The organism is Geobacillus sp. FSL W8-1251 (assembly GCF_038005945.1).
GTDB classification, from domain to species: domain Bacteria; phylum Bacillota; class Bacilli; order Bacillales; family Anoxybacillaceae; genus Geobacillus; species Geobacillus stearothermophilus.
In genome coordinates, this window is the sequence record NZ_JBBOUF010000001.1 from 812545 (window position 1) to 836812 (window position 24268).

General features: G+C 42.5%; 22 protein-coding genes and 4 pseudogenes. 7 read left to right on the top strand and 19 right to left on the bottom strand.

Going from position 1 to position 24268, the window contains the following annotated elements:
• The first annotated feature begins 261 nt into the window (after positions 1 to 261).
• Positions 262 to 1449 (top strand): IS701 family transposase, encoded by a 1188-nt coding sequence (locus tag NSS88_RS04130; RefSeq protein WP_289492951.1) that lies wholly within the window; start codon positions 262 to 264, stop codon positions 1447 to 1449.
• A 487-nt stretch (positions 1450 to 1936) separates the two neighbouring features.
• Here the strand turns inward: NSS88_RS04130 and NSS88_RS04135 are convergent, their stop codons facing one another.
• Positions 1937 to 2815 carry an IS982 family transposase gene (locus NSS88_RS04135; protein WP_341083201.1) on the bottom strand — a complete coding sequence of 293 codons (879 nt, stop codon included), beginning with the start codon at positions 2813 to 2815 and terminating at the stop codon, positions 1937 to 1939.
• 384 nt (positions 2816 to 3199) lie between these two features.
• Here NSS88_RS04135 and NSS88_RS04140 point away from each other — a divergent pair, with 384 nt between their 5' ends.
• A complete protein-coding gene (locus NSS88_RS04140) occupies positions 3200 to 4090 on the top strand; it encodes an ISNCY family transposase (protein ID WP_055358293.1) in 891 nt (296 codons plus the stop codon).
• Positions 4091 to 4130: 40 nt separating this feature from the next.
• Positions 4131 to 4553 (top strand): annotated as a pseudogene (locus NSS88_RS04145) (SDR family NAD(P)-dependent oxidoreductase); the annotation flags it as partial.
• A 55-nt stretch (positions 4554 to 4608) separates the two neighbouring features.
• On the opposite strand, the pseudogene NSS88_RS04150 reads toward NSS88_RS04145, so the two are convergent.
• Positions 4609 to 5061, bottom strand: a pseudogene (locus NSS88_RS04150) (ATP-binding protein); the annotation flags it as partial.
• Positions 5062 to 5070: 9 nt separating this feature from the next.
• Positions 5071 to 6576, bottom strand: coding sequence for an IS21 family transposase (gene istA, locus NSS88_RS04155; RefSeq protein ID WP_055358124.1), 1506 nt, complete (start codon positions 6574 to 6576; stop codon positions 5071 to 5073).
• 135 nt (positions 6577 to 6711) lie between these two features.
• Here istA and NSS88_RS04160 point away from each other — a divergent pair.
• Positions 6712 to 6927: pseudogene (locus tag NSS88_RS04160) on the top strand (3-hydroxyacyl-CoA dehydrogenase); the annotation flags it as partial.
• 16 nt (positions 6928 to 6943) lie between these two features.
• Positions 6944 to 7507 carry an enoyl-CoA hydratase/isomerase family protein gene (locus tag NSS88_RS04165; RefSeq protein WP_341083202.1) on the top strand — a complete coding sequence of 188 codons (564 nt, stop codon included), beginning with the start codon at positions 6944 to 6946 and terminating at the stop codon, positions 7505 to 7507.
• 197 nt (positions 7508 to 7704) lie between these two features.
• On the opposite strand, the gene NSS88_RS04170 is transcribed toward NSS88_RS04165, so the two are convergent.
• The 3 genes from NSS88_RS04170 to NSS88_RS04180 form a co-directional block, all read right to left on the bottom strand.
• Positions 7705 to 8505: an ExeA family protein gene (locus NSS88_RS04170; RefSeq protein WP_064213564.1), complete on the bottom strand. Its 801-nt coding sequence runs from the start codon at positions 8503 to 8505 to the stop codon at positions 7705 to 7707.
• Positions 8498 to 9751 carry an IS481 family transposase gene (locus tag NSS88_RS04175; protein WP_094239815.1) on the bottom strand — a complete coding sequence of 418 codons (1254 nt, stop codon included), beginning with the start codon at positions 9749 to 9751 and terminating at the stop codon, positions 8498 to 8500. Before NSS88_RS04175 ends, NSS88_RS04170 begins: the two co-directional genes overlap by 8 nt.
• Before the next feature lie 152 nt (positions 9752 to 9903).
• Entirely contained in the window at positions 9904 to 10449 is a 546-nt protein-coding gene (locus tag NSS88_RS04180) for a DUF6431 domain-containing protein (RefSeq protein WP_033011705.1), read from the bottom strand.
• 161 nt (positions 10450 to 10610) lie between these two features.
• On the opposite strand from NSS88_RS04180, the gene NSS88_RS04185 reads away from it, so the two are divergent.
• Positions 10611 to 10829 carry an enoyl-CoA hydratase/isomerase family protein gene (locus tag NSS88_RS04185; RefSeq protein WP_341085347.1) on the top strand — a complete coding sequence of 73 codons (219 nt, stop codon included), beginning with the start codon at positions 10611 to 10613 and terminating at the stop codon, positions 10827 to 10829.
• A gap of 66 nt (positions 10830 to 10895) precedes the next feature.
• Here the strand turns inward: NSS88_RS04185 and NSS88_RS04190 are convergent, their stop codons facing one another.
• The 12 genes and pseudogenes from NSS88_RS04190 to NSS88_RS04245 form a co-directional block, all read right to left on the bottom strand.
• Positions 10896 to 11756, bottom strand: a complete 861-nt coding sequence (locus tag NSS88_RS04190) for a Cof-type HAD-IIB family hydrolase (RefSeq protein ID WP_049624222.1) — start codon at positions 11754 to 11756, stop codon at positions 10896 to 10898.
• A gap of 266 nt (positions 11757 to 12022) precedes the next feature.
• Positions 12023 to 13459: a glycoside hydrolase family 1 protein gene (locus NSS88_RS04195; protein WP_049624221.1), complete on the bottom strand. Its 1437-nt coding sequence runs from the start codon at positions 13457 to 13459 to the stop codon at positions 12023 to 12025.
• A 33-nt stretch (positions 13460 to 13492) separates the two neighbouring features.
• Positions 13493 to 15154 carry a lactose-specific PTS transporter subunit EIIC gene (locus NSS88_RS04200; RefSeq protein WP_061580648.1) on the bottom strand — a complete coding sequence of 554 codons (1662 nt, stop codon included), beginning with the start codon at positions 15152 to 15154 and terminating at the stop codon, positions 13493 to 13495.
• A 25-nt stretch (positions 15155 to 15179) separates the two neighbouring features.
• A complete protein-coding gene (locus NSS88_RS04205) occupies positions 15180 to 15500 on the bottom strand; it encodes a PTS lactose/cellobiose transporter subunit IIA (protein WP_049624219.1) in 321 nt (106 codons plus the stop codon).
• 202 nt (positions 15501 to 15702) lie between these two features.
• Positions 15703 to 16170: pseudogene (locus NSS88_RS04210) on the bottom strand (IS982 family transposase); the annotation flags it as partial.
• A 409-nt stretch (positions 16171 to 16579) separates the two neighbouring features.
• Complete coding sequence (locus tag NSS88_RS04215; protein ID WP_081106630.1) at positions 16580 to 16903, bottom strand: PTS sugar transporter subunit IIA; 324 nt, start codon at positions 16901 to 16903, stop codon at positions 16580 to 16582.
• A 43-nt stretch (positions 16904 to 16946) separates the two neighbouring features.
• Positions 16947 to 17900, bottom strand: a complete 954-nt coding sequence (gene pfkB, locus NSS88_RS04220) for a 1-phosphofructokinase (protein WP_049624218.1) — start codon at positions 17898 to 17900, stop codon at positions 16947 to 16949.
• Between the two features lie 14 nt (positions 17901 to 17914).
• Positions 17915 to 18775 (bottom strand): tagatose bisphosphate family class II aldolase, encoded by an 861-nt coding sequence (locus NSS88_RS04225; RefSeq protein ID WP_049624227.1) that lies wholly within the window; start codon positions 18773 to 18775, stop codon positions 17915 to 17917.
• A gap of 26 nt (positions 18776 to 18801) precedes the next feature.
• Positions 18802 to 19320, bottom strand: coding sequence for a galactose-6-phosphate isomerase subunit LacB (lacB, locus tag NSS88_RS04230; protein ID WP_049624217.1), 519 nt, complete (start codon positions 19318 to 19320; stop codon positions 18802 to 18804).
• A gap of 14 nt (positions 19321 to 19334) precedes the next feature.
• Positions 19335 to 19763 (bottom strand): galactose-6-phosphate isomerase subunit LacA, encoded by a 429-nt coding sequence (gene lacA / locus NSS88_RS04235; RefSeq protein ID WP_049624216.1) that lies wholly within the window; start codon positions 19761 to 19763, stop codon positions 19335 to 19337.
• 21 nt (positions 19764 to 19784) lie between these two features.
• Complete coding sequence (locus tag NSS88_RS04240; RefSeq protein WP_049626027.1) at positions 19785 to 20537, bottom strand: DeoR/GlpR family DNA-binding transcription regulator; 753 nt, start codon at positions 20535 to 20537, stop codon at positions 19785 to 19787.
• Between the two features lie 582 nt (positions 20538 to 21119).
• Entirely contained in the window at positions 21120 to 22286 is a 1167-nt protein-coding gene (locus NSS88_RS04245; RefSeq protein ID WP_055358127.1) for an IS256 family transposase, read from the bottom strand.
• Between the two features lie 223 nt (positions 22287 to 22509).
• Between NSS88_RS04245 and NSS88_RS04250 the strand changes: the two genes are divergently transcribed.
• A complete protein-coding gene (locus tag NSS88_RS04250) occupies positions 22510 to 23697 on the top strand; it encodes an IS701 family transposase (RefSeq protein ID WP_033015014.1) in 1188 nt (395 codons plus the stop codon).
• Between the two features lie 68 nt (positions 23698 to 23765).
• On the opposite strand, the gene NSS88_RS04255 is transcribed toward NSS88_RS04250, so the two are convergent.
• On the bottom strand, positions 23766 to 24260 hold the full coding sequence (locus NSS88_RS04255) for a GNAT family N-acetyltransferase (RefSeq protein WP_015374232.1): 495 nt from the start codon (positions 24258 to 24260) through the stop codon (positions 23766 to 23768).
• Positions 24261 to 24268 lie beyond the last annotated feature (8 nt).

The window sequence follows — 24268 nt, forward strand, 5'->3', positions numbered from 1 at the left end:
CGCTCGTCTCGTCGAAAAAATCGGATGAAAAGAAATATACGGAAATTGTCGTCAAAGCAAATACTGGGATAGGACGCGTGTAACACAGCAAAGAAGGGGCTGGCCCAAAACGTGCTTGCGTTTGGGCCAGCCCCAATTAGCATCTGTAGATGAGCAAATTCACTGACATAAATTGACAACTAAACAAAAAAGGAGACATGAACCCGATTCCTTGGTTAGAATAGATGTACCACCAACTATCCACAAGGAGGTTCATGTCTCATGAATAGATTAGCACATCACCAAGGAATCCACAAGTTTTTCTTCACGCTGGGGTTGACGCTGCAGCTTTCCAAACCGGTCATCAAGCATCTCATTCATATTGTCGATGCCTTGACCACCAAGGGATTCTCGGGAACATTGACTGATATTCATTACTGGAGCTTTCATCCGAATCATCGAACGACGCTCCGTCACTTTTTCACGAAAAGCCCTTGGAACGAGGAAAGGCTGCTTGGGAAGCTTCAAGAGTGGATCCTTTCCCAGGTCGAACGACTGGCCAAACGGAAGAATCAACCCCTTTTTGTTTCGATTGATGATACGATTTGCCAAAAAACAAAGCCTTCGTCACGGGCTGTGCACGCCATTCAAGGGTGCGACTGGCACTACTCGCATAAAGATCATCAATCGGTCTGGGGGCATTCGCTCGTTTGGCTGATGGTGCACACCTTCACGCAGGCGTTCCCATTTGCGTTCCGCCTGTATGACAAGAAAGCGGGAAAAAGCAAGATCGACCTGGCGATCGAGATGCTTTCCTCGCTCAAGGTGAAGCGGGCTCAGCCGGTGTATGTGCTCATGGATTCGTGGTATCCGTCCAAAAAGCTCATCGAAGCCTGTCTGAAACAGGGATTCCATGTCATCGCGATGCTCAAGACGAACCGGATTCTCTACCCGAAAGGCATCGCCATCCAAGCCAAGCAGTTTGCCCGCTATATCGAGTCCAAAGACACCCGCCTCGTCACGGTGGGGCAGGAGCGTTATCGCGTGTATCGCTATGAGGGGGCCATCCATGGCCTCGATGACGCGGTGGTGCTGCTGGCTTGGAAGGCGGATCAGCCGATGGCGCCGGAACATCTTCATTGCATCTTGAGCACCGACCGGGAACTCGGGGACGAAGACATCTTGCGTTACTACGCCCAGCGCTGGACGATCGAGTGCTTTTTCCGGCAGGCGAAAGATCAACTGAAGCTGGATGGATACCGCGTTCGCCACATTCGGGCGGTGAAACGGTATTGGGCGGTGGTGCTGCTCTCCTGCGTGTACAGCATCGCCGAATCCCGCCAAAACCTCTCCACCGGGCTGGAGCTTCTTCGGTCGCGGAAAGACCACAGCGTCGTCGAGTTCATTTATGACGCTGCAAAGCAAGATATTCCCATTGATGTGATCAAAAAACCGCTCCGTATCGCGTAAGGGGTACACTGTTTGTCTCTCTAACCATGGAAATTATTGTAATGAAAAATGCTCATCTACAGTTATTTATTTAAAAGTTAGTGATTTTTATGTAGCTATTGGAACTTAGCTATATCATTCAACTAACGTGTTTCGATAAAAAAGACCGGTTTATACCGGTCTTTTTTGTATGTCTTGTTCGACTATATCGGAACAAGATCATAGATTTGTTAAACAGAGAGTTCGTTCAATGAAATCCTTTTGCGCAGTTAAATTCGTTACTCCTAGAATAGAAGCTATGCATGCAGTTAGGGATAGTGCAAAGAAAAAAATATTAGATTCTATTGAGTTTATCGCAGAAAAACTTTCGGATTTATCAGAATGCTTTAGAAATATTAAGTAATTATTGATATTTATCCCATACTTTTATTGTACCTTCACTCGAGTTGCTTCTACGTTTTATCTGGAGAAAATAATATTCAATCTTACCCGTGGTGCTAGTTGAACTTTAACGCTCAACTAGCCCAAGAATTACGAGTGAATAAGCTAGTAAAATGCTATCCAAAGCTGATTCAAATCCAGAAACAGAGTTGGCTCGAATCTCTGTGATCCGGTACTGATCAATGAGAACTGAAAACACGGTTTCAATGACTTTGCGCTTTCGTTTCATCCATCGTTTCCATGCTTTCGATTGATGGATTTTCTGGTTTTTCCGAACGGGCGTCCAAAAAGTGATCATGTATTCATCATACAGCTTCTTTTGCAAGTCTTGGCTCACATATCCTTTGTCACCAAGTGTATACGGATGAGGAAGTTGGGCCATCACGGTTTCCGCAGCTGTCCGGTCGTGACAGGATGCTTCGGTGACGACATATCCCATCGGAAGCGCTTGGTCAGTGATCTGGAGATGAAGCTTAAACCCATAGTAAGCCATCTTTTTGGATGCACAATACCCGATATCTGCGATTCCTTGAAACCGTTTGGCGCGATACATTCGTGCGTGGTGGCAGAGTTCAATAGGTAAGCTATCCACTACCGCATAAGCGTGATGTTGCCCGCGTTTGGCTAGTTGATATCGTATCCATTTGACGGCAAAGCCAAGATTTCGACAACGGCGGTTATATCGAGAGCGTTCAGGAAATAAATCTTTCGAAAATAAGTTTCCGATCACAAATCGGTGCCAAGCTCGTTCGGATGTAAAACCTAACAACTTTCCAAGAACATGGACGACGATGATGACTTCATCTTCTTGCTTCAACAAATGGTGATTTCGGCGTTGTAAATACATCTGAATCAAAGACAATTGTCCAGATACAAAGAACAAAATCGCTGCATATTGTTTTTGAATTTTCGCTTCGTCTGTTGTAAAATGAAAGTGCTCTTGCATGGGACTTCTCCTTTTAAATGTTTGGTAGCACTTTCATTTTAAAGGAGATCCTTCATGCAAGGGCTATTTTTATGCTTGTTTGATTTTATCTAGCACCACGGGTACTTAACATCTTTTCTTTTTCCAATCCGTTTATATCCAAATATAGAAGAAGGAAATTGTTTCATAGTATCCTTTCTTCTACCGGAAATATTCTGGCCCTCGACTTGTGCGAAAATCCCATATAGTGCTTCGATCGACAGTTTAGGAGAGAACGGTGGTTGTTTTGTTGATGAACGTGTTGCAAAACGCATAACGAATGCATAAATGCACATAAAAAATCCACCACCTTGGAAATCATATACAGTGACCAAAAAAACAACTCTCCAAGGGGTGGACACTATTATGATTTCCAATTGGAACAGCGAACATGCATGGACTTATGAAATTGACCCAATTTTAGAAGCATTATTTCGGTATATCGACTCGCTATCATTGCCGGAAACACCGTATGTGACAGGAAGACCGCCGGTGTCGAAAAAATCGTTGTTGAAATGTTTCTTTTTGAAAACCTATTTTTCCATTGATTCCTTGCGAAAATTAGTGCGCATCCTGCAGCGTTTTCGCTGTTTTCAACGGGCCTGTGGGCTTGGTGAAGTCCCTCACCTTTCTACGTTTTCCCGTGCGGCGAAGTGGTTCCGGGAACAAGGATTTCCTGTTTTTCATGCACAGCTACTCAAAGATCTAGAAGTACGTTATCCCCAAATCGTGCTGATCGACAGCACGGCCCTTCGAAGCAGTCTTTACGATTCACAGGCGAAGTGGGGAGTGTCCACCCGATATCACTGGTTTAAAGGATATAAACTCCATCTCTGCACCACCGCCGAGGGAATCATTTTATCTCATGTGTTGACCACAGCGAATCGAAATGATGCGGCAGTAGCACCAGAATTGCTTGTTTCTTTAAAGCAGTGGGATATCGAATTTGTATTGGGCGATGCCGCGTATGACAGTGAAAAGGTTCGTCAAACAGCAGAGCAGTCAGGAATCCTATTCATTTCCCCTATCAACCGCCGCAATAGCGAGGAACGAAAAGATGTCTATGGCCGGGTTCTTCCTGTCTTTTTGAAAACGAGATTTGGCCAATGGCTGTTTGGACTTCGTCGTGAGATTGAACGAGTATTTAATGAGTTAAAGAGTGACGGGTTGGAACAGCCAAGATGGTATGGATTTCATCGATATGTACTGCATGTGTTATGTTGCATCCTTATGCATAACTTCGAGTTTTTACTCTAGTTTTGCAACACCATCTTGATGTAAAAATCACCTTGATTCCGTATTTATAAAACTCACTTGCAAAATACAAGAAAAGACTCGATTGGGGATTGAAAAAGCAATTGAAACTTTTGGTGCTGTACATATTTTAGTAAATTGTGCGGGCATGGCGCTTGCGAAAAAAACATTAGGGAAAAAAGGCGTGCATGATCTCGCTTTTTTCGAGAAAGTTTTGCAAGTTAATGTTGTCGGGACGTTTAACATGATTCGTCTGGTAGCAGAAAAGATGGCTGAAAACGAGCCGAATGAACACGGGGAGCGGGGCGTGATTATCAATACTGCTTCCGTTGCTGCTTTTGACGGACAGATTGGACAGGCTGCCTACAGCGCCTCTAAAGGGGCCATTGTCGGAATGACATTACCGCTAGCAAGAGAATTCGCATCTTTAGGAATCCGGGTGATGAGTATTGCTTCCGGGTGTTTTTGGCAAGTAAAAAATGCATGAAATGGCAATTAAAAATGCCACTTGCCAAATTCCGTTATTGGTTGAGTGAGATTGAATCTTTATAGCGATGACTATCGCCTTTAAAAATGATTAAATGGGAGTGATGTATCAATCGATCAATCACTGCTTCTGTTAATATTGGATCACCAAATACATTGTTCCATTGTCCAAATTGTAAATTTGTCGTTACGATGATACTTTTAGCTTCATAACACATGGAAATAATTTGAAATAACAATTCTGCTCCTTGTTTATGCAATGGGATGTAGCCCAATTCGTCTATGACCAAGAGGTCTAATTTCTCGATTTGTTTGAGAAATTTGCCTAGTGATCCCTTGTCATTTGCTTCTAATAACGCATTCACTAGCGCAGCTGCAGTATAAAACTTCACCTTCTTTCCCTTTTTCTTAATGGTATTTATGGAAATGAGAGTGGAAAGGAACGTTTTTCCCGTTCCGACTCCACCATAAAAAATAACTTTAATTTGCATTTCCACTTATCTTTCACCTCCGGTGGACTCGAAAAATCGATCATAATGACTAAGTCCTCTAGAGGCTTCAGGCATAGTGGGAACGCTTATTTTTGGCTGGATGGGTTCCCTTATCCCTCTTCCATTGATTAACTGATAGAATACTTGCTTAATGGAATCTACACTCGGATGCCCATATTGCGAAGCGAGCCGTAAAGCTTGCGTTGAAATTTCAAAATCGTGCTCTTTTAGTAAAACGGCCAGTAATTGTAACGTTTTTTGTTTTTCCTGAATGGTACAATGTGAAAAATAATCTTGCCATTCTGAAGGCATTTTCTCGTAAAAATCCGTATACTTTAATGCATTTGGCCTTTTAGCCATCAGGATAAGGTAAGGTTGCCATTTCATCGATTTTTGTTGCGTTCCATACAAACGCTCATGTTTCACTATGAGTTCATAGTCCTCTGTCAAAATCTCAATCTCTTGATATGAGATTTTTGCCAAAACCATTTGTTTGGCAAAACGGGGAGAAGTGGAATAAAGTTTATTCTCTACCCGGATGTAGCCATATTTATCCGCCCTAACTTGTTCATACCGAACACATTCGTATTCTTTTGCCGGCAACTGTAGAAAGCATTCCTTCTCTTCCTCAAACAATTCGGCAATCGTTTTTCCTTTTTGATAATGGGGCCTCTGCCAGTCTCTTTCACACTTTTCCCATAAGGAGTCATTAAAGGACTCCAAATCATATATCGTTAATTCTGGAAGAAGAAAGTTATTCCGAATGTACTTCACTTTTGCTTCCACGTGCCCTTTTTCATTTCCACTTGCTGGATTACAAAATTCACATTCAAACCCGTAATGTAAAACAAACCGTTGAAATTCCTCTGTCAGTTCTCTTTCTCCATTAGGCAGGATCTTTTTCACCGCAGGTGATAAATTGTCGAAACGGATCACCTTCGGTACTCTGCCCATGTAATGAAACATTCGTTTTAATCCTTCCAAAAAGCATTCTCTGTTTTGAGAAGGCATGACTTGAAAATAAAAGCCATTGCTGTACGGAAACGAAAGAGCTAAAAAAGGAAGAATGACACGTTCCCCTTTGTAGACGAAAGGGGCTTCTCCAAAATCTACTTGTGCTGTCGCCGGCTTGGCTTCTAAAGGAAGAGCCGCTGATTCACTCTGTTCTTGTAACTCTTTTTTCCGTTTAGCTACATAAAGTCGAACGGAACGATCTGACCCTTTGAAATCAAATTGTTCTTTTAACATTTCATACATTCTTTTTGCAGTTCTTCTAAACTTTTTCTTTTTCGTTAAGTCCTCTTGAATCCACTTATCTAAGATAGGTTTCACTGGATCCATTACTCTAGCTTTCCGGATTTGTTTTCTTTTCGTTGGGCTAAAGTCCTCCATCTCTGCATACTTCTTAATCGTTCTAGGATCATGATTCGTTCTTTTGGTAATATCTGAGTATGAACGCCCTTTTTGATTCGCCTCATATCTGATATAATCTATTTCAGCCACTGCTAACATCTCCTTCATTACCTCCCGTTGAACAAGTTGCCCAACTAGGAGGGTATGGTATTTAGGGAATGTTGGCAAGTGGTTTTTTTATTTATGTATGGCCGCTGGGGCCTACATAAATTAATTGCCATACACTACATTAATAGATTGCCACAAACAGCTCCGGGGGTATTTAAAACACCGCTTTTTGCCGGTTTACCGGAAAAGGCGCAGGAAGCACTGGCAAAGATGACGCCCTTTTCCCCTAGACTGGGACATCCAGAAGAATTTGCCAGGCTGGTTTGTGCGATCGTGGAAAATCCAATGTTAAATGGGGAAACGATTCGTCTTGACGGGGCAATTCGCATGCCGCCGAAATAGACAGAGGGGTGATGGAATGGGAGAGCTTGTATTCGTACGCAAGGACAAGCACATCGCATATTTGACGATGAACCAACCGGAAAAATTAAATGCTTTATCCGCAGATCTGGTCCAGGCATTAATTCGCGAATTGAAGAAGGCGGAAGCCGATGATGAAGTGAAAGTTATTATCCTCTCCGGAGCGGGGAAATCGTTCTGTTCCGGCGGAGATCTTTCGGCTTTTCAGAAAATGTCCGATATTGGATCAATCATCAACTGGATGAAAGAGGCAACAAGACTTGAGCAGACGATTGTTGAGTTAGATAAGTTGGTGATTAGTGCAGTTCACGGGTATGCTGCTGGCGCTGGTTTCAGTTTGGCATTAGCGAGCGATTTTATCGTTTGCGATAAGGATGCGATTTTTACCGCGAGTTTCGCGAAGGTGGGACTGATTCCCGATTTAGGGTTGATGAAAAATTTAGCGAAAAACGTACCGCTACCGCTGGCAAAGGAGTGGCTTCTATCTGGAAGTCGTATTACAGCTGAAGAAGCCTATCGAAAAGGACTCGTCAATCGAATTGCTGAAGGAGATGTAAACTAGCACATTATTTCAGAATCCCTTTTTCAAATTATTTCAGGCGGATTCGGAAATAATGTGCAAAATTTTTGCGGATTGTTCCGGATTTTGCACATTCTTTCGGAACGTTTGCACGCTCTTTCAGATGAAGATTTCCAGCGCGCCTGATGGACCTATGGAAAAGAGAAAGCACAAAAGAGGCCGATTCGGCCCCTTTCGTGCTAATACCCCATTTCCTCTGCGGCCATGCGCACCACTTCTTCGTCAATGGCGTCCTTTTTCAGCTGATACCCGTATAACAGGCACGTCGTGGCCAACGTGTTGATCACCCGAGGCCATCCCCGCGACTGCAGGGCAATCGCCTCTAACGCCGATGGGGTGAAGATCGGATGCTTCGCCCCGGCCTGTTTCATCCGATGTTCGATGTAGCCCGCCACCTCTTCCTTCTCCAGCGGCCCCATCCGGTATCGCATGATGATCCGCTGGTCGAGAGGGCGGTGCTGATTGAGCCGCAGCTTCCCCTGTAAATGGGGCAGCCCGGCCAAAATCAAGACAAATGGGTTGGTCGAATCCATCTCAAAGTTGAACAAGATCGCGATGTCCTGTAAAAATGCATCCTTCGCTAAATGCATCTCATCCAAAATGAACACCGGCGTGATCCGCCGTTCATGATACAATCGCTCGATCGCCTGCTGGATTTGGCGGAAGAGGTCTACCTTGCGGTACTTCGGTTCCTCTCCTAATCCCAAGGCCAGTCCACGGTAAAAATCCATCACGCCTCCGGTGGATAACGGAAAGTAGACGACATGATACAATGATGGATTCAATGACTCTTTCAGCGCCCGAAGGGCGAACGTCTTGCCCGCCCCCGGCTCTCCGATCAACAGCCCGATCCCCCGGGTTCGTTTCACGTACTCCAGCGCCCGCAACGCTTCCTGAAATGACGCCCCTTGATACGCCTCGGACGGGTCTGTTTCTTTCGCAAACGGCTCCCGCGAAAGGGAGTAAAACGATTTATACACCGTGTTCTCCCTCCTTCGCCGGAATCGCCGCAAACGGGGACCGATGGCGTTTTACATAGGCGTTGTCCTCCAAACGCACCCGAATGGCTTCCGCCACCCGTTTGCCCTCTTCGTACACATAGACGCCTCGTTCGTCATAGCGGAGCTCAATCGATTGCCCAATGAACCGAGGCGGCACTTCGTATAGCTGTTTATTCAGGGTGATCGTGCCATCGGCTTTCACCTTGCGGTGCTCCCGTTTCAGAAAAATCGCATCCAGCCAATCGCCATCTTCGATGAACGACACGAGATGCACTTGCGATTGAAACACCTCATGCGGCGTTTTTCCGTCCAGTGAGGCGTGCGGTTTTCGATGATACTCCTCTTCAAGCCACTTCCAAAAACGCTCGTTCAACTCGTCAAGCGATTTCGGCGGATTCAGCTCCAACAGTGGATAAAACCGTGTCTGTACGGTGCGGAAGAACCGTTCGATTTTTCCCTTGCTTTGCGGGTCATACGGCTGGGTGTGGATGAGTGTAATCCCCATCTCGGCGCACGCATACTGCAGCACCTCGGACCGATAAATTTTCCCGTTGTCCGAGTAAATGCGTTTCGGCTTCCCGCAACGAAGCACCGCTTCCTTCGTGACGATCCGCAGCCCGTCAAACTTCTCCGAAGGGAAAAATTGGGCATATGGCACTAACCGCGAGCAGTCATCGATATACGCGATCAAAAACGTTTTCTGGGCTTTCCCATGGACGCGAATCGTGGGTCCATGGGATAAGTCCCCTTGCCATAGCTCATTGATCTGGTCATACGCAAAACGCTTTCGCTCCGGCATCGGCAAGATTTCTTTTCCCACCAGGTTGTGTTTTTTCAACAATCGGTATATAGTAAAGTAAGAGGTATGATTTTCTGGGATTTCCCCCTGCTCGATCAGGTGTTCGTAGAACACCGTCACGGGCATGGTGGGATGTTCTTTTCTTAGGGCTAAAATATGATCCTCATCATCGGGCGACAGACGCCTTGAGTGGCCGCGGTCCGAACGGCGCTTCGGCTTTAAGGCGTCAAAGCCCCCTTTTTTGTATCGGGTGCACCAATCGAGGATCGTCTTGGCTGCGATTCGTTTGTCTCCCTGGTGGGGAACATGGTGCACTCGCTCGCTCACCTCTTTCAGATACGTCTTCGGTTCCACCTGCCCATTCACCAACGGAGCGATTAGCCCGTACCGAAACAGGGCAATGTCGTGTCTCATCGACTCATTCATTCAAATCTCCTCCTGGTCTCACTTGGAATCAGGACCGTTCCGGTCCTCCTGCCCTTATCGTACCGAATTGCTTTTTCTCCGTCGATAGGAAAGGTTTGTGGGAACCGAAACTATTTCCAATTTAGGGTATGTATGTAAAATCAGGATCCCATTTAATTCGCAAAAGGGTGTCGGAATCCGCCCTCCCACATCTCTCTGATGGCCGAATCAAGACCGTGTTCCTCTAACGTCTGGATCCACCAAGAAGCCCGTTCCTTTTCTTTTTTCACGATAGGGCCTATGATCCTCCACCGCCTCGCAAAAAAGCTGTGAAGGCTTGATAGGTTTCGGTAGAACCGTCGGACATAAAAGATGATGCCGTCCTTTGTCGGGAGAAACGGAGCCTGGTTCGTCCTTTCGGTCAATCCCAACTGCTCTTTCACGACTTGCCATATGGCGGACAACGTATACTGAAAATACGGGAGGAGAAAGGAAGGCAGCACACTCACCGTCTTCAAGCATTCCCGACAGCGATACCGGACAATCCAAATGCGATAATCACCATGTGGGGTCAATGCGTTTCGCTCATAGTAACCGTGGCGGTGCAACGGGCGCTTGGCCCGGCAATGCGGACACTTTTTCAGAAGAGGGAAGTCGTTTTCTTTTCCACGCTCTGCATACGTTTGGACGTCAATGCCAAAGTCATGAAATTGAATCACGTCCTCCTCCCCCTCCTATGAACCGATGGATTTTCTCTTCCGAAATAATTCACAAAAAATTTAGCACATCCTTTCAGAAAAGGGGAGAGGGCTTTCTGAAGGAATGTGCAAAAAAATGTCTCTTTTGTTCCGAAATAAAGTGATAATTTACAGGAGATTTACTGGAGGAGGCGAGTCGTTTTGCCAAGTTTATTGTGGAGGGACCGCCACTTGTTCAGCGTTTTGTTAAATATATGTTGAATCATGCCCATGAGTTCACCCACGATACGAATTTCATGCAAGAAGTAACGATGCAAGCCTTGCTTTTACAGACAGAAGATAATAAGGAAGGCGTGCGGGCATTTTTCGAAAAAAGAAAGCCAGATTTTAAGGGGAAATAAGTGAAAAGATGAAAAAAAGGCGGAGAAACATAAGGTTTTTCCGCCTTAAGTCATTTAGTGAGGAAACTATTCATGTGTCTTTAATACGTGTTTCCTTAGAGCATTTGCCACTCCATGTTGATCATGGTGATCGGTTGTAAACATTGCATGACTTTTTACGACATCATCGGCATTCTCCATTGCAATGCTAATACCTGCTGCTTTTAACATCGGAATATCATTGATTTGGTCTCCAATCGCGACCGTATTTTCCATAGGGATTTGTAAGTGACTGGCCAAGTAACGTAGGCCGAACCCTTTATTCGCATCTTTATGGGTAAATTCAATGGAAGGTGGTCCACCAGAACTAATGGATACATCGTTCCGTGCCATCGTTTGTTTTTCCAAGAGCGATAGTTTTTCCTGATTAAATGTATTTCCGCTAATTTTTGTAACGTTTAAGTTTAATAGATCAAGTTCTTCGACATCACGTACAAATATCATATTGTTTTGGCTGAATACGATATCCGCATGATGTCTGTAGTAGTCTTTATCAATAGCAGGAGATGATTTTGCCAATTCGTCAATCTCGTTGTATAGAAAACTCTTTGTATCTTTTTCCATGAATATACCTTGATCGGTATAAAGTTCAACGGGTATCTCATATTGACGGAGGGCGTTAATTATTTCCAGGACCGTTTGCTTGTCTAAAAACAATTGTTTTAAAAAGCCGTTATCGTAAATGCTTGAACCATTCCCGCTGATAATTGGTAAATGAAGCTTATATGGCTTTAAAATATGCAAAATATCATCATGATACCTTCCAGAACAAATCGCAATATGATGGCCCTGCTTCTTCACTTCCAGGATTGCCTGTAGATTTTCATCGCTGATCGAACCATCGCTCGATAACAATGTGCCGTCCATATCAATGGCGATTAATTTCATGAAAACATCATTCGCTTTCTTTGTATTTTTGTTCCATGATAAAAATAGACCCGCACACCATAAGATAAGAGTTTTTGATAAACTTTTCGTATGGTGGCGGGTCTTACCTTAACAATTCTATCTATCTAAAATACTTCATTCGACATAAGCTATTTGTTACGATTCTTCAAGGGTTGAGTGAGTGATTTTGTCCAAATTGGAGGTCCTTCCGGGAATGCTGCTTGCATATATACGTACATGAACATTCCCGAAAGTTTTTTTATTTATTAGAGCTCTTCACCATTCGTTTCGATGACTTTCTGATACCAGAAGAAGCTGTCTTTCTTAATCCGTTCCATAGATGCGTTATCGTCCACATCACGATCGATATATACGAAACCGTAACGTTTTTGATACCCGTTTAACCAGCTTAATACGTCTGAGAATGACCATACAGTATAGCCGATCACGTCTGAACCATCGGAAATTGCATCCCGAATCGCGTTAATATGATCTCTTAAATAGTTAATTCGATAATCATCGTGGATTCTGCCGTTTTCCACAGTATCAAATGCTCCGAGACCATTTTCTGTAATTAATACAGGTAAGTTGTAGCGACTGGTGATTCTTGTGATGGCAATTCGTAAACCGGTCGGATCGATCGTCCAGTCCCAATCAGTTTTATCGGTGAATGGATTATCGACAATCCGATAAAGTCCCGGAATTCCTTTTTCCGGTGTCGTTCCTTTTTCACCGGTATTGTTAATTGCATAGTTCATTTGCACACCGTCGAGGGGATTGTAAGCAACGGTTGCTGTTTGATAGTAGTTGATACCCATAAAATCAGGTTTTCCTTTGGCAAGGAGCTCGAAGTCGCCTTCCTGGATATCCGGTGTCAAACCATTTTCCTCTAAATAACGCCATGCTCTTTTCGGATATCTGCCATGTACGTATACATCCATCCAGAAGTAATTGTGGAAGTCATTCGCATCGTCTGCTGCCAGTACATTTTCTGGTTTCGTATCTACAGGGTAGTACGGCATATAGGCAAAGCTCGGTCCAATTTTTCCATCTGGAACATATTTGCGGAATTCGTTTATGACAGCCGCATTGGCGAGATTGGCAATATGGTTTGCATTATACATTCTTTTTCTATCTTGTACTTTAGGAGGGTGGAGAGCAGATTCATAGCCATGCCCGATAAAAATATTTTGTTCATTTAATGTTACCCAGTATTTTACACGGTCTCCGTACCGTTTAAATAATGTAATCGCATAGTTTTTAAAGTCTTCGATGATTCTTCTCGATTCCCAACCGCCATATTCATCTTGTAGAGCTTGCGGTAAATCCCAGTGATAAATCGTTAATACTGGTTCGATATTGTATTTGAGTAATTCGTCGATTAAACGATCGTAAAATTCCAGTCCTTTTTCATTTACCTCGCCATATCCTTTAGGATAAATACGTGGCCAGGAAACAGAGAAACGGTATGCTTTAAGACCTAATTCGGCCATTAATTTTACGTCTTCTTTATAGCGATGATAGTGGTCAATCGCTATATTACCGGTTGTGTTTTTGTAAGTATTTCCAGGGGTCTGAGAAAATGTATCCCAGATGGACGGTCCTTTTCCATCCTCATTCCAGGCCCCTTCTATCTGGTAGGCTGCCGATGCAGCCCCCCATAAGAAATCTTTCGGGAAAGGTTTTTTCTTGAGATGCTCCATTCTAAAATCCTCCTAATTTATTAATCAATTTTATTAGTTGTTAAATTGTTTTAATACAAAGTCAATCGCTTTCTTCGGATTGTTTGTCAATTCGATATATTCTTGACCACTGGTCGATACGAGTTTAATTCCTAAACGATCCGTATCTTTCTTGATCACTTCGTAGTTGGAAGCAACTTGTGGTGCGAGAATGACTAAATCAAAGTCTTTCAAAATATCATTGTGAGAACCGTATGCACCTGCTCCTGCAATAATCGGAACATTATATTCTGCAGCGGCTTTTTTTAATGCATTGGCGAGTAAACCACTAGTTCCACCACCGGCACATAAGACAAGGACGTTTTTCACATCTTTCTTTTGTGCAGCGACAACTTCATCAAGCGCTGTATCTACTTCAGCCGTAACTTCTTCTTCATCTGATTCTGCAGTTTCCAGTTCTTTTTGATAGATTTCATTATCGTAAGCTTTAAAGAATGGATAGTAGATGAGGAAGTCAACAACCAGTAACAGGATTGCTAACACAAAGGATAATCCTGCAAAACCGGTACCCATTACTAATCCTAACGGACCGGGTGTTGCCCACGGTAATACGTAAATGAATCCATTCATATTTAAAACATCAACGAAAAATTTGAAGAGCCATACGTTTGCAATTGGTGCCAGGATAAATGGTACAAAGAATACCGGGTTTAAGACTAACGGTGCACCGAATAAGATCGGTTCGTTAACACCGAAAAGTACAGGAATCGTTGCTGCTTTACCGATTGCCCGGTTTTGTTCTGATTTGGCTAAGAATGCAAACATTAATGTAATGATTAATGTTGCACCGGTTCCACCTAAAGTGGCGACGAAATATTGTAATCCAGGAGCTAAAACGTGTGAAGCGTGTTCACCAGCCTGGAATAATTTCAAGTTTGCTTCGATATTCACATAGTAAATTGCAGTAACAGCAGGTTCAACAATGGAAGGACCGTGAATACCGATAAACCAGAAGAAGGCCATGGCTCCGTAAATGAGCGCCAGTCCTAAATATCCATCAGCAGCTGAGAACAAGGGTTGGAAAAACTTAATAACTCCTTCTGCAAAGTTCATCCCGGTTAAGTTTCTAAACACCAAATCAAATAGCCAGAAAAATAATGTAGATAAGGCAAATGGAATTAAGTCCTTGAATGTTTGGGCGATATTTGGTGGTACTTGTTCCGGTAATTTGATCGTTATATCGTTTTTCACACAAACTTTATAAATATTACCAACGACAAATGCCGAAATGAAAGCTGTAAGTAATCCAGCAGATCCCATATAGCCACTGGAAAAACCGCCTTCAATGGCATCTGCGGAAACGAGCAAGAAACCAACAATGGAAGCTAACATCGTAGAAATATTGTTGATTTGGTTGTTACTCGGTAAATCCCGGTTAAATGAGTCGGTTAAATATTTTGCCGTTGTGGCAGTTACCAATACGGCCAAAATTCCCATTGAATAATTGTAGGCTTTTAACAGAATTGCTTCGATGTGTTCAGGCCAGTAGAATCCGAAAACATTTGGTACGAAAGCCACTAACATAAAAATACTGGAAAATAAGACAACAGGCATGGATGCGATGAAACCGTCTTTTACAGCTCTCAAATAGACGTTTCGAGAAATTTTTTCAAAAAAGGGTTTCATTTTTTCGATTTGTGCAACTAAGCCATTCATTTTTTCCCATTCCTTTTCATGATTTTTATGAATTGTGATCTTTTCGGTAAATATTTATTAAATGCTGAACAATATCACTTAACAACAATGTCGTCATTAAATGATCTTGTCCATGGACCATGATGAAACCTAATTCTAAATCTTCGCCACTAGCTTCAGCTGATAAGACTTTCGTTTGAGCATTATGAGCTTTATTTAAGCTCTCTCTTGCTTCTTCGATTAACTGATCAGATACATCGAAGTTGCCATTTCTTGCTTCGTTGATTGCGTTGAGTAGCTTTGATCTTGCTTCACCGGCGTAGGAAACAATTTCAAAGCCTACTAAATTCACTTCCGTTTTATTCATGTTGTTTCTCCTTTCTAAAACATGTTTGCTATTTTTTGTATTTAATGTAAAATTTGAAATTTAATAATGTAACAGAAGCTGAAAAGAAAAACTATAATAAAATTCAAACAATTCACCGCAAAAATCACGTTTGGAAAGGAAAATTATGGTAACAACTGCTTATATAATTGCCTATTATTATACCCGTGGTGCTAGTTGAACTTTAACGCTCAACTAGCCCAAGAATTACGAGTGAATAAGCTAGTAAAATGCTATCCAAAGCTGATTCAAATCCAGAAACAGAGTTGGCTCGAATCTCTGTGATCCGGTACTGATCAATGAGAACTGAAAACACGGTTTCAATGACTTTGCGCTTTCGTTTCATCCATCGTTTCCATGCTTTCGATTGATGGATTTTCTGGTTTTTCCGAACGGGCGTCCAAAAAGTGATCATGTATTCATCATACAGCTTCTTTTGCAAGTCTTGGCTCACATATCCTTTGTCACCAAGTGTATACGGATGAGGAAGTTGGGCCATCACGGTTTCCGCAGCTGTCCGGTCGTGACAGGATGCTTCGGTGACGACATATCCCATCGGAAGCGCTTGGTCAGTGATCTGGAGATGAAGCTTAAACCCATAGTAAGCCATCTTTTTGGATGCACAATACCCGATATCTGCGATTCCTTGAAACTCCAAATAAAGTGAAAGTGGGAGGAGTTCAGTTCAACGGATACAAAACGGCTTAAGCGCTTTCTTATAACCCATACAGAAATTCCGAAAGGATAACGATATTTTTTAGGTGCTCTTTTAAAAATTCTCCCTAATTTTTTTGACTTTCTCATTTCAAAGCATCCTAATGTTTCTAAATTCTATAGAAACACTTTGGTCAGTTAATGGCTTACTTACTGATTTTCATTGATCACAAACAATACCAAACGAATGTTATATAACTTCACTGAACAGCATGACCAAAAGATGTCTCACCGCATGAATTGATTTTTTGTCTGATGTCCCTTATAATTAAAACTATCAGTGACTTGTTTTCTCTCAAACTACCTGTTTTTCACTGGATTTGTTTTGCACTGCATTTTTGTATTCTTCATTTCTTTTTTTCATTTGTTTTACATACCAAGCTTTTGAATTTTATATCTTTCTCTAATTTTACAACAACAAGTTTTTTGCAGTTACTGTATTCAGGTTCTGAGTGTGGGATTGCCACGTTAGGAAGATTTTCTCCAACCACACTTAAGTCTATTCCGGTAGGATATTTTTCTTCTCTCTCCACAATAGATTCAATGAACCCTTCTTTAACTAAACCATTTTCCAACAACTTACGACCAATTTTTCTTAATATTTCCTCCTTGCTCTCAGCGTTTTCAAAGAAGATTAATTCTTTATTTAATAATTCACTAATTACTTTCATCCTTCTATCACCTCCTCGATATTACAATACATCCAACTTTCAATTACCTTATTGATTTTCCACTTAAGGAATAAATTCTATCTACTATCATTTGATTGATAATATAGTCAATTTGATTGGTATCAATAAACCCCGTCTTTTCTTCGATAGCATTTAACGTTCCGAAAGCATTGCCATAGACCAATACTTGTTCAGGACTATAATTTCTCTGAAGGGCGACAGCGAATCCAGCGACCATAGAATCCCCTGATCCAACCGGATTGACCGCTTGGACCTTAGGTGGTGTAATTTTGTAAAAAACTCCTTGATGATAGGCAATCGATCCTCTTTGTCCTAATGAAACGACAATATATTCGATTTCATATTCCAATAAAGAATTTTGGATGGCTTCGATGACTTCTTCATCCGTTGTCACTTTTCGATTGCATAGTTGGGATAATTCATCGAGATTCGGTTTAACTAAATATGGCTTCGCCTTTATTCCTTCTCTCAAAGCTTCTCCACTTGTATCCAAAATAAATTTTTTTCCTTTTTTATTCGCAATCTCAATCAATGTTCGATAAAAAGACGGTTTTAACCCTTTTGGCAAACTTCCCGAAGCTGTAATGACATCGGCACCGTTGATGAGGTCTTGATAATTCTCAATAAATTTTTTTGCTTCTTCTTCTGATATCGCCGGTCCTTCTTCTAAAATTTCTGTTTGTTGTCCATCATGGAGAAGAGCTATGCAGTTTCTTGTGTTTCCCTTAATATCAACAAACCGATGTGGAATTTGGATGGAATCAAGCTCGTTTCTTATAAACTGTCCGTTTGTTCCACCGAGAAATCCCGTTGCACAAAGACTTTCATTTGTGCAACGGATAACCCGGGAAACGTTTAACCCTTTTCCACCAGCGGTTTTGATCACACGATTGCATCGGTTCACTTCGTTGATATGAAAGGAAGAAAGATGATAGCTCATGTCAATAGCCGGATTTAATGTGATCGTCAAAATCATCCATCTCACCTTTTTCAATAACGATTGACACTCATGCACATTTCGATTTTTTCTTTAACCACTTGTTTCATAGCTTGCTTGGCCGGTTCCATATATTTTCTTGGATCATTTGCATTAGGATGATCGATTAAATATTGTCTTAACGCATTGGAAAAAGAAATTTTCAATTCAGTGGCGATGTTGACTTTACAGCATCCTAATTCAATACATTTTCGAACATCCTCGAATGGGATGCCAGATGCCCCGTGCAAAACAAGAGGCACACTTACCACTTCACGAATTTCTCGTAATCGATTAAAATCTAATTTAGGGGCGGACTTGTAAAGACCATGAGCTGTTCCAATCGCAACCGCTAAAGAATCAACACCCGTTCTTTCCACGAATTCTTTGGCGGCTTGCGGGTCCGTATAATAAGAATCAGCATCATCTACCACTAGATCATCTTCTTGTCCGCCCAATCTTCCGAGTTCCGCTTCAACGGTTGCTCCATTAGAATGAGCCAACTCCACCACTTGTTTGACTACCTGAATATTTTCTTCAAAGGGGAGATGAGAACCATCGATCATGACAGATTTAGTACCCAATTCAATCGATTCCTTAATATCTTCGATGTTTTCATGATGGTCAAGATGAAGTGCAATCGGAATCGAGTATTTTTTGGCGGCCGTTTCGGCAATGGCTTGGATGTAATCTCGGCCCGCATACTTAAATGTGCCCGGTGTGGCAGCTAAAATCACCGGCGATCTTAATTCAGATGCTGTTTCGACGACCACTTGAATCGTTTCCAAGTTGTGAATATTAAATGCAGGAACCGCATAACCCTCTTTTTGAGCTTTTAATAACATGTCTTTTGTGTTGACTAAACAATTGAACATAATGATTGCCACCTTCTTGTTTTTCATTATTCATTCGGGTACTCGCCTTTTTCCCATTTTTCTAAGAATTCATCAAAAAAGTGTTCATCCCCGATCGATGAGTCCTCCTCAATCAATCCATCGATTTTTTCTATCCATTTCTTATTTTTTTCTGTTTCTTTATACTCTGTTTCAAGAAAGACGTCGATAATATTTTCCATCAACCCGATGCCTGTAATTCGTCCCCCCATTCCAATGACATTGGCATTCAATTGTTCTCTCGCATATTTGGCTGTGGCTACATCTCGAACCAATGCGGCTCGTATGCCTTTTACTTTATTAGCGCTCGTCGTAATGCCAACACCGGTACCGCAAATAACAATGCCTAAATCCGCTTCGCCATTTACAACTTTCTCGGCTGTTTTTTTGCCATAAATCGGATAATGAGTTCTCACTTTATCATAAGTACCATTATCAATCACTTCATAGCCTTTCTCTTTTAGATACTCAACTAAATGATCTTTAATTTCTGTGACAATATGATCGCAACCTATCGAAATTTTCACCGAAATCCCCCCATTTATGCCATTTTATTTAGCATATCCACGCGAATTTGATGTCTGCCACCGGAGTATTCCCCTTTGATGAAGGCATCGACGATCGATTCAGCCAACCGTTTTCCCACAATACCAGACCCCATAGTAATCATCGAGGCGTTATTATGCTCCCTTGTCATCTTGGCAGAATGTTCATCCGAGACTTCAGCACAAATAATGCCTTTATACTTGCAAGCCGTCATAAATGACCCAGCTCCATATTCGTCAATCGCAATTCCTCTGTCAGCCTCATTAGCTAAAATCGCTTTGGCTACACGAGTAGTCGATTCAAAAAAATCCAAATCATTTTCCGGCGTTTTATCTATCACTTTATGACCTTTGAGACTTAAATACTTTTTCAAATGTTCTTTTAATTCAAAACCGGCGGAATCTGCACCTATCGCAATCTTCATGTTGGGATCCTCCCTTACTTTCTATTTAATAATTTTGGTCCATTTCTTATAGTACTCTTCTATTTGGGGACTAATTTTCGTGTCTGTGATAATCGCTGTCACATTTTTTACATCATAAAAGGTACAAAATGCTTCCACCCCAAATTTAGAATGGTCAGCTAAAATGTATTTTTCTGCCGCATTGTCTAAAATGATTCTTTGTCCATTGCCTTCCTCTTCATTGGCTGTAGTCACTCTTGTATCAATGATTCCGTTTGTGCCGATAAAAGCTTTATTTACTTTGATCTCGCTTAATAATTTATTGGCAAAATAACCAATAAAGGTTCCTGTTCTTTCTCTAAATCTTCCACCGATTAAAATCACATCATACCGTGAATCGTGCTTAAAACGGTTAAAAACCGTAATCGAGTTGGTGATAACATCCACATTTTCTGCCTTGACATAATCATAAATTAATTCATTCGTCGTTCCCGGCCCAATAAAAACAATATCATGATCGCAGATTAATTCCGCACATTTTTGAGCAATATGTTTTTTCTCCTCTACATTGATCGTTTGTTTCTGAACATGGGATAACTCTACATAAGGGATGGTACCTTTCTTCTTCGCACCCCCGTGAACCCGCTCAATTAAGCCTTGTTCCTCAAGAGCATTCAAATCCCTTCGAATCGTCATTTCAGCGACATTCAATCGCTCCGCCAATTCCGAAACCTTCACGACATCTTTTTGACTAATCACATCTAAAATGAGCCGGTATCTATCCTCTTTTAACATCGTCACCTCCCTCCTTTCACAGTTCGAAAATGTTCATTTTTGTTATAAAATGTTTGTTTCTGTTTACATTTATTTTATAACGAAAACGCTATAATTACAACGATTTTTTGTTTTGTTCAACCTTTTGTCAAAAAACAGACTGGTACCGTCAAGAAGTTTGTTTCTGTTTACATTTATTATTTTATAACGAAAACGCTATCATTACAACTATTTTTTGTTTTGTTCAACCTTTTGTCAAAAAACAGACTGGTACCGTCAAGAATTTTGTGTAATGTAATGGGGTAGGGTTTCTCTGAAATGGATTTGGAATGAATAGGGAACTAGTTTCCTCCACACAGGAGACTGAATATTCAGTCTCTTGTGTGGAAAGGGAGAATCCCCCTATTTCCTGAATCCGTGACAGCAGCTCATCAAAAGCACCGGAAAACGTAATCATATCAAGGGTTTAGCCCAGTTTCGGATGTTCACTTATTGAGTGAAAAGCAAAAAGTGTGATATTTGTTGATTTATCAAGCTTTCTCAGCAGTTTGAACGCGTTTTTATCACGGATTCAGGCCTATTTTGTTTATTTACAGTATTTGGTTAATGATAACGTTCTTCAAACATTCGCTCGAGGGCTTCCTGCGCTTCGGCAAATCCTCTTAACTTTCGCCCTGCCCATTTCTCATTAAAATCTTGAATGGTTAAATACACGACTTTTTCCGCGGCTTCTAAACTGCTCAAACTGTTCATCGGCTTTAGACGTTTCCGAATCTCTTTGATCGTTCGTTCGATGACATTCGTCGTGTAAATCACACTTCGAATACTGCTTGGATAATCCATAAATGTAAGGAGGACATCCAACTCATTGGCCCAAGATTGAACTTCTCTTGGATATTTGCTGGACCATTTCGACTCAAACTGTTGAAACATTTGTAACGCCATCTCCTTATTCGGCGCGCGATAAATCAGCTTGAGATCCTCGGCCACTTCGAATTGGTCTTTTTTCCGAACACGGCTGAGGGTGTTGCGGACTTTGTGCACGACACAGCGCTGCACATCGGCTTTCGGATACACCGACTTAAAGGCTTCCTCCAGCCCCGGAAGGCCATCGAAGACGCCAAGAAGCACTTCCTTGACGCCTCTTTGGTAGAGGTGTTGAAGAATTTCCTGCCATACATAGGCGCTTTCTTGTCCTCCCACAAAGAAATCAAGAATTTCGCGATATCCTTCTTCGTTCACCCCTAACACCACATAAATGACTTCTTTCTCCACGGTTTTGCGACGAAGTTTTACGTATAAACCATCCAAATATAAGACGGAATAACGCTTGTGCAGTGGACGAGTGTGCCATTTCTCGATGTCTTCCTTCACTACATCGGTAATACGGCTGATCGTTGCAGGAGAATAGGCATTGCCTAAAATTCGTTCAATAAACTTGCCAATTTCACGCGTACTCATGCCACTTTGATACATCCTGATGATGGCTTCCTCAAGCCAGCCGGTGTGCCGTTGGTAAGGGGCAAACAACTGCGTTTGAAATTCCCCGTTTCGGTCTCTTGGAACCAAAAGACCCTCAATCCGGCCATATTGCGTATCTAGATTTCGCTGATAGTAGCCGTTTCTCATATTCGGCGTTCCAGCCTGTTCGATTTCAAGGAAATGTTTGATTTCTTCCCGCATAATCAGTTCTAATTTTTCTTTTACAAACTGACGAATGGCATTTTCCAGTTGATTTGCCCAGTCTACATTCGGTATACTTTTAGACATAGGTAGGGTTCTCCTTTCTCTAAGATTTTTGGTCCAATCAGAGAATACCCTACCTTTTTTCTTTTGTTCTAGCAAAATGCTTTACACAAAATTTTATACATCATCCTGTAGATGAGCAAATTCACTGACATAAATTGACAACTAAACAAAAAAGGAGACATGAACCCGATTCCTTGGTTAGAATAGATGTACCACCAACTATCCACAAGGAGGTTCATGTCTCATGAATAGATTAGCACATCACCAAGGAATCCACAAGTTTTTCTTCACGCTGGGGTTGACGCTGCAGCTTTCCAAACCGGTCATCAAGCATCTCATTCATATTGTCGATGCCTTGACCACCAAGGGATTCTCGGGAACATTGACTGATATTCATTACTGGAGCTTTCATCCGAATCATCGAACGACGCTCCGTCACTTTTTCACGAAAAGCCCTTGGAACGAGGAAAGGCTGCTTGGGAAGCTTCAAGAGTGGATCCTTTCCCAGGTCGAACGACTGGCCAAACGGAAGAATCAACCCCTTTTTGTTTCGATTGATGATACGATTTGCCAAAAAACAAAGCCTTCGTCACGGGCTGTGCACGCCATTCAAGGGTGCGACTGGCACTACTCGCATAAAGATCATCAATCGGTCTGGGGGCATTCGCTCGTTTGGCTGATGGTGCACACCTTCACGCAGGCGTTCCCATTTGCGTTCCGCCTGTATGACAAGAAAGCGGGAAAAAGCAAGATCGACCTGGCGATCGAGATGCTTTCCTCGCTCAAGGTGAAGCGGGCTCAGCCGGTGTATGTGCTCATGGATTCGTGGTATCCGTCCAAAAAGCTCATCGAAGCCTGTCTGAAACAGGGATTCCATGTCATCGCGATGCTCAAGACGAACCGGATTCTCTACCCGAAAGGCATCGCCATCCAAGCCAAGCAGTTTGCCCGCTATATCGAGTCCAAAGACACCCGCCTCGTCACGGTGGGGCAGGAGCGTTATCGCGTGTATCGCTATGAGGGGGCCATCCATGGCCTCGATGACGCGGTGGTGCTGCTGGCTTGGAAGGCGGATCAGCCGATGGCGCCGGAACATCTTCATTGCATCTTGAGCACCGACCGGGAACTCGGGGACGAAGACATCTTGCGTTACTACGCCCAGCGCTGGACGATCGAGTGCTTTTTCCGGCAGGCGAAAGATCAACTGAAGCTGGATGGATACCGCGTTCGCCACATTCGGGCGGTGAAACGGTATTGGGCGGTGGTGCTGCTCTCCTGCGTGTACAGCATCGCCGAATCCCGCCAAAACCTCTCCACCGGGCTGGAGCTTCTTCGGTCGCGGAAAGACCACAGCGTCGTCGAGTTCATTTATGACGCTGCAAAGCAAGATATTCCCATTGATGTGATCAAAAAACAGCTCCGTATCGCGTAAGGGGTACCCTGTTTGTCTCTCTAACCATGGAAATTATTGTAATGAAAAATGCTCATCTACAGTTAGCATTATAACAGTTTGTATAGGTAATATTCATTTACAAATTCCCCATTCACTCTTAACGATTGAACTCTCTCGCCTTCTAATACGAACCCCATCTTCCTATATAAGTTGAACGCCTTATCGTTCCCTTTCATGACCGTAAGTCCTAATCTCAAAATTCCAACTTCCTTTGCCCACTCAAACGCTTTGTTGAATAGTTTCGTGGCAATGCCCTGTCCTTGATAGTCTTCAAGAACTCCCAAAACAACATTGGCAGAATGTCGATTTCGTTTTACATCGCCTCCTATGACAGCAAGGAACCCGACAAGCTTGTTTTCCGTTTCAGCAACAAAGATCATTTTATTCGGCTCAGACAACATTCTTTCAATCGATTTACTTTGTTGCTCAACCGTTGTTTGCCGTTCGCCAGGCTCAAATAACATAAAACCAGATTCATCAATTTTTTTGCACAACTCCAAGAAATGTTCCGCATCGCGAACTTCAATCGGTCTGATCATCATTTTTTCTT

Coding starts and splice junctions, on each gene's coding strand:
- NSS88_RS04250 (WP_033015014.1), top strand. CDS start 22,510: ATGAATAGATTAGCACATCACCAAGGAATCCACAAGTTTTTCTTCACG.
- NSS88_RS04130 (WP_289492951.1), top strand. CDS start 262: ATGAATAGATTAGCACATCACCAAGGAATCCACAAGTTTTTCTTCACG.
- NSS88_RS04190 (WP_049624222.1), bottom strand. CDS start 11,756: ATGAAATTAATCGCCATTGATATGGACGGCACATTGTTATCGAGCGAT.
- istA (WP_055358124.1), bottom strand. CDS start 6,576: ATGTTAGCAGTGGCTGAAATAGATTATATCAGATATGAGGCGAATCAA.
- NSS88_RS04245 (WP_055358127.1), bottom strand. CDS start 22,286: ATGTCTAAAAGTATACCGAATGTAGACTGGGCAAATCAACTGGAAAAT.
- NSS88_RS04240 (WP_049626027.1), bottom strand. CDS start 20,537: ATGTTAAAAGAGGATAGATACCGGCTCATTTTAGATGTGATTAGTCAA.
- NSS88_RS04140 (WP_055358293.1), top strand. CDS start 3,200: ATGATTTCCAATTGGAACAGCGAACATGCATGGACTTATGAAATTGAC.
- NSS88_RS04225 (WP_049624227.1), bottom strand. CDS start 18,775: ATGTTCAATTGTTTAGTCAACACAAAAGACATGTTATTAAAAGCTCAA.
- pfkB (WP_049624218.1), bottom strand. CDS start 17,900: ATGATTTTGACGATCACATTAAATCCGGCTATTGACATGAGCTATCAT.
- NSS88_RS04200 (WP_061580648.1), bottom strand. CDS start 15,154: ATGAATGGCTTAGTTGCACAAATCGAAAAAATGAAACCCTTTTTTGAA.
- NSS88_RS04165 (WP_341083202.1), top strand. CDS start 6,944: ATGGGAGAGCTTGTATTCGTACGCAAGGACAAGCACATCGCATATTTG.
- NSS88_RS04135 (WP_341083201.1), bottom strand. CDS start 2,815: ATGCAAGAGCACTTTCATTTTACAACAGACGAAGCGAAAATTCAAAAA.
- NSS88_RS04205 (WP_049624219.1), bottom strand. CDS start 15,500: ATGAATAAAACGGAAGTGAATTTAGTAGGCTTTGAAATTGTTTCCTAC.
- NSS88_RS04215 (WP_081106630.1), bottom strand. CDS start 16,903: ATGAAAGTAATTAGTGAATTATTAAATAAAGAATTAATCTTCTTTGAA.
- NSS88_RS04175 (WP_094239815.1), bottom strand. CDS start 9,751: ATGAATGAGTCGATGAGACACGACATTGCCCTGTTTCGGTACGGGCTA.
- lacA (WP_049624216.1), bottom strand. CDS start 19,763: ATGAAGATTGCGATAGGTGCAGATTCCGCCGGTTTTGAATTAAAAGAA.
- NSS88_RS04255 (WP_015374232.1), bottom strand. CDS start 24,260: ATGATGATCAGACCGATTGAAGTTCGCGATGCGGAACATTTCTTGGAG.
- NSS88_RS04195 (WP_049624221.1), bottom strand. CDS start 13,459: ATGGAGCATCTCAAGAAAAAACCTTTCCCGAAAGATTTCTTATGGGGG.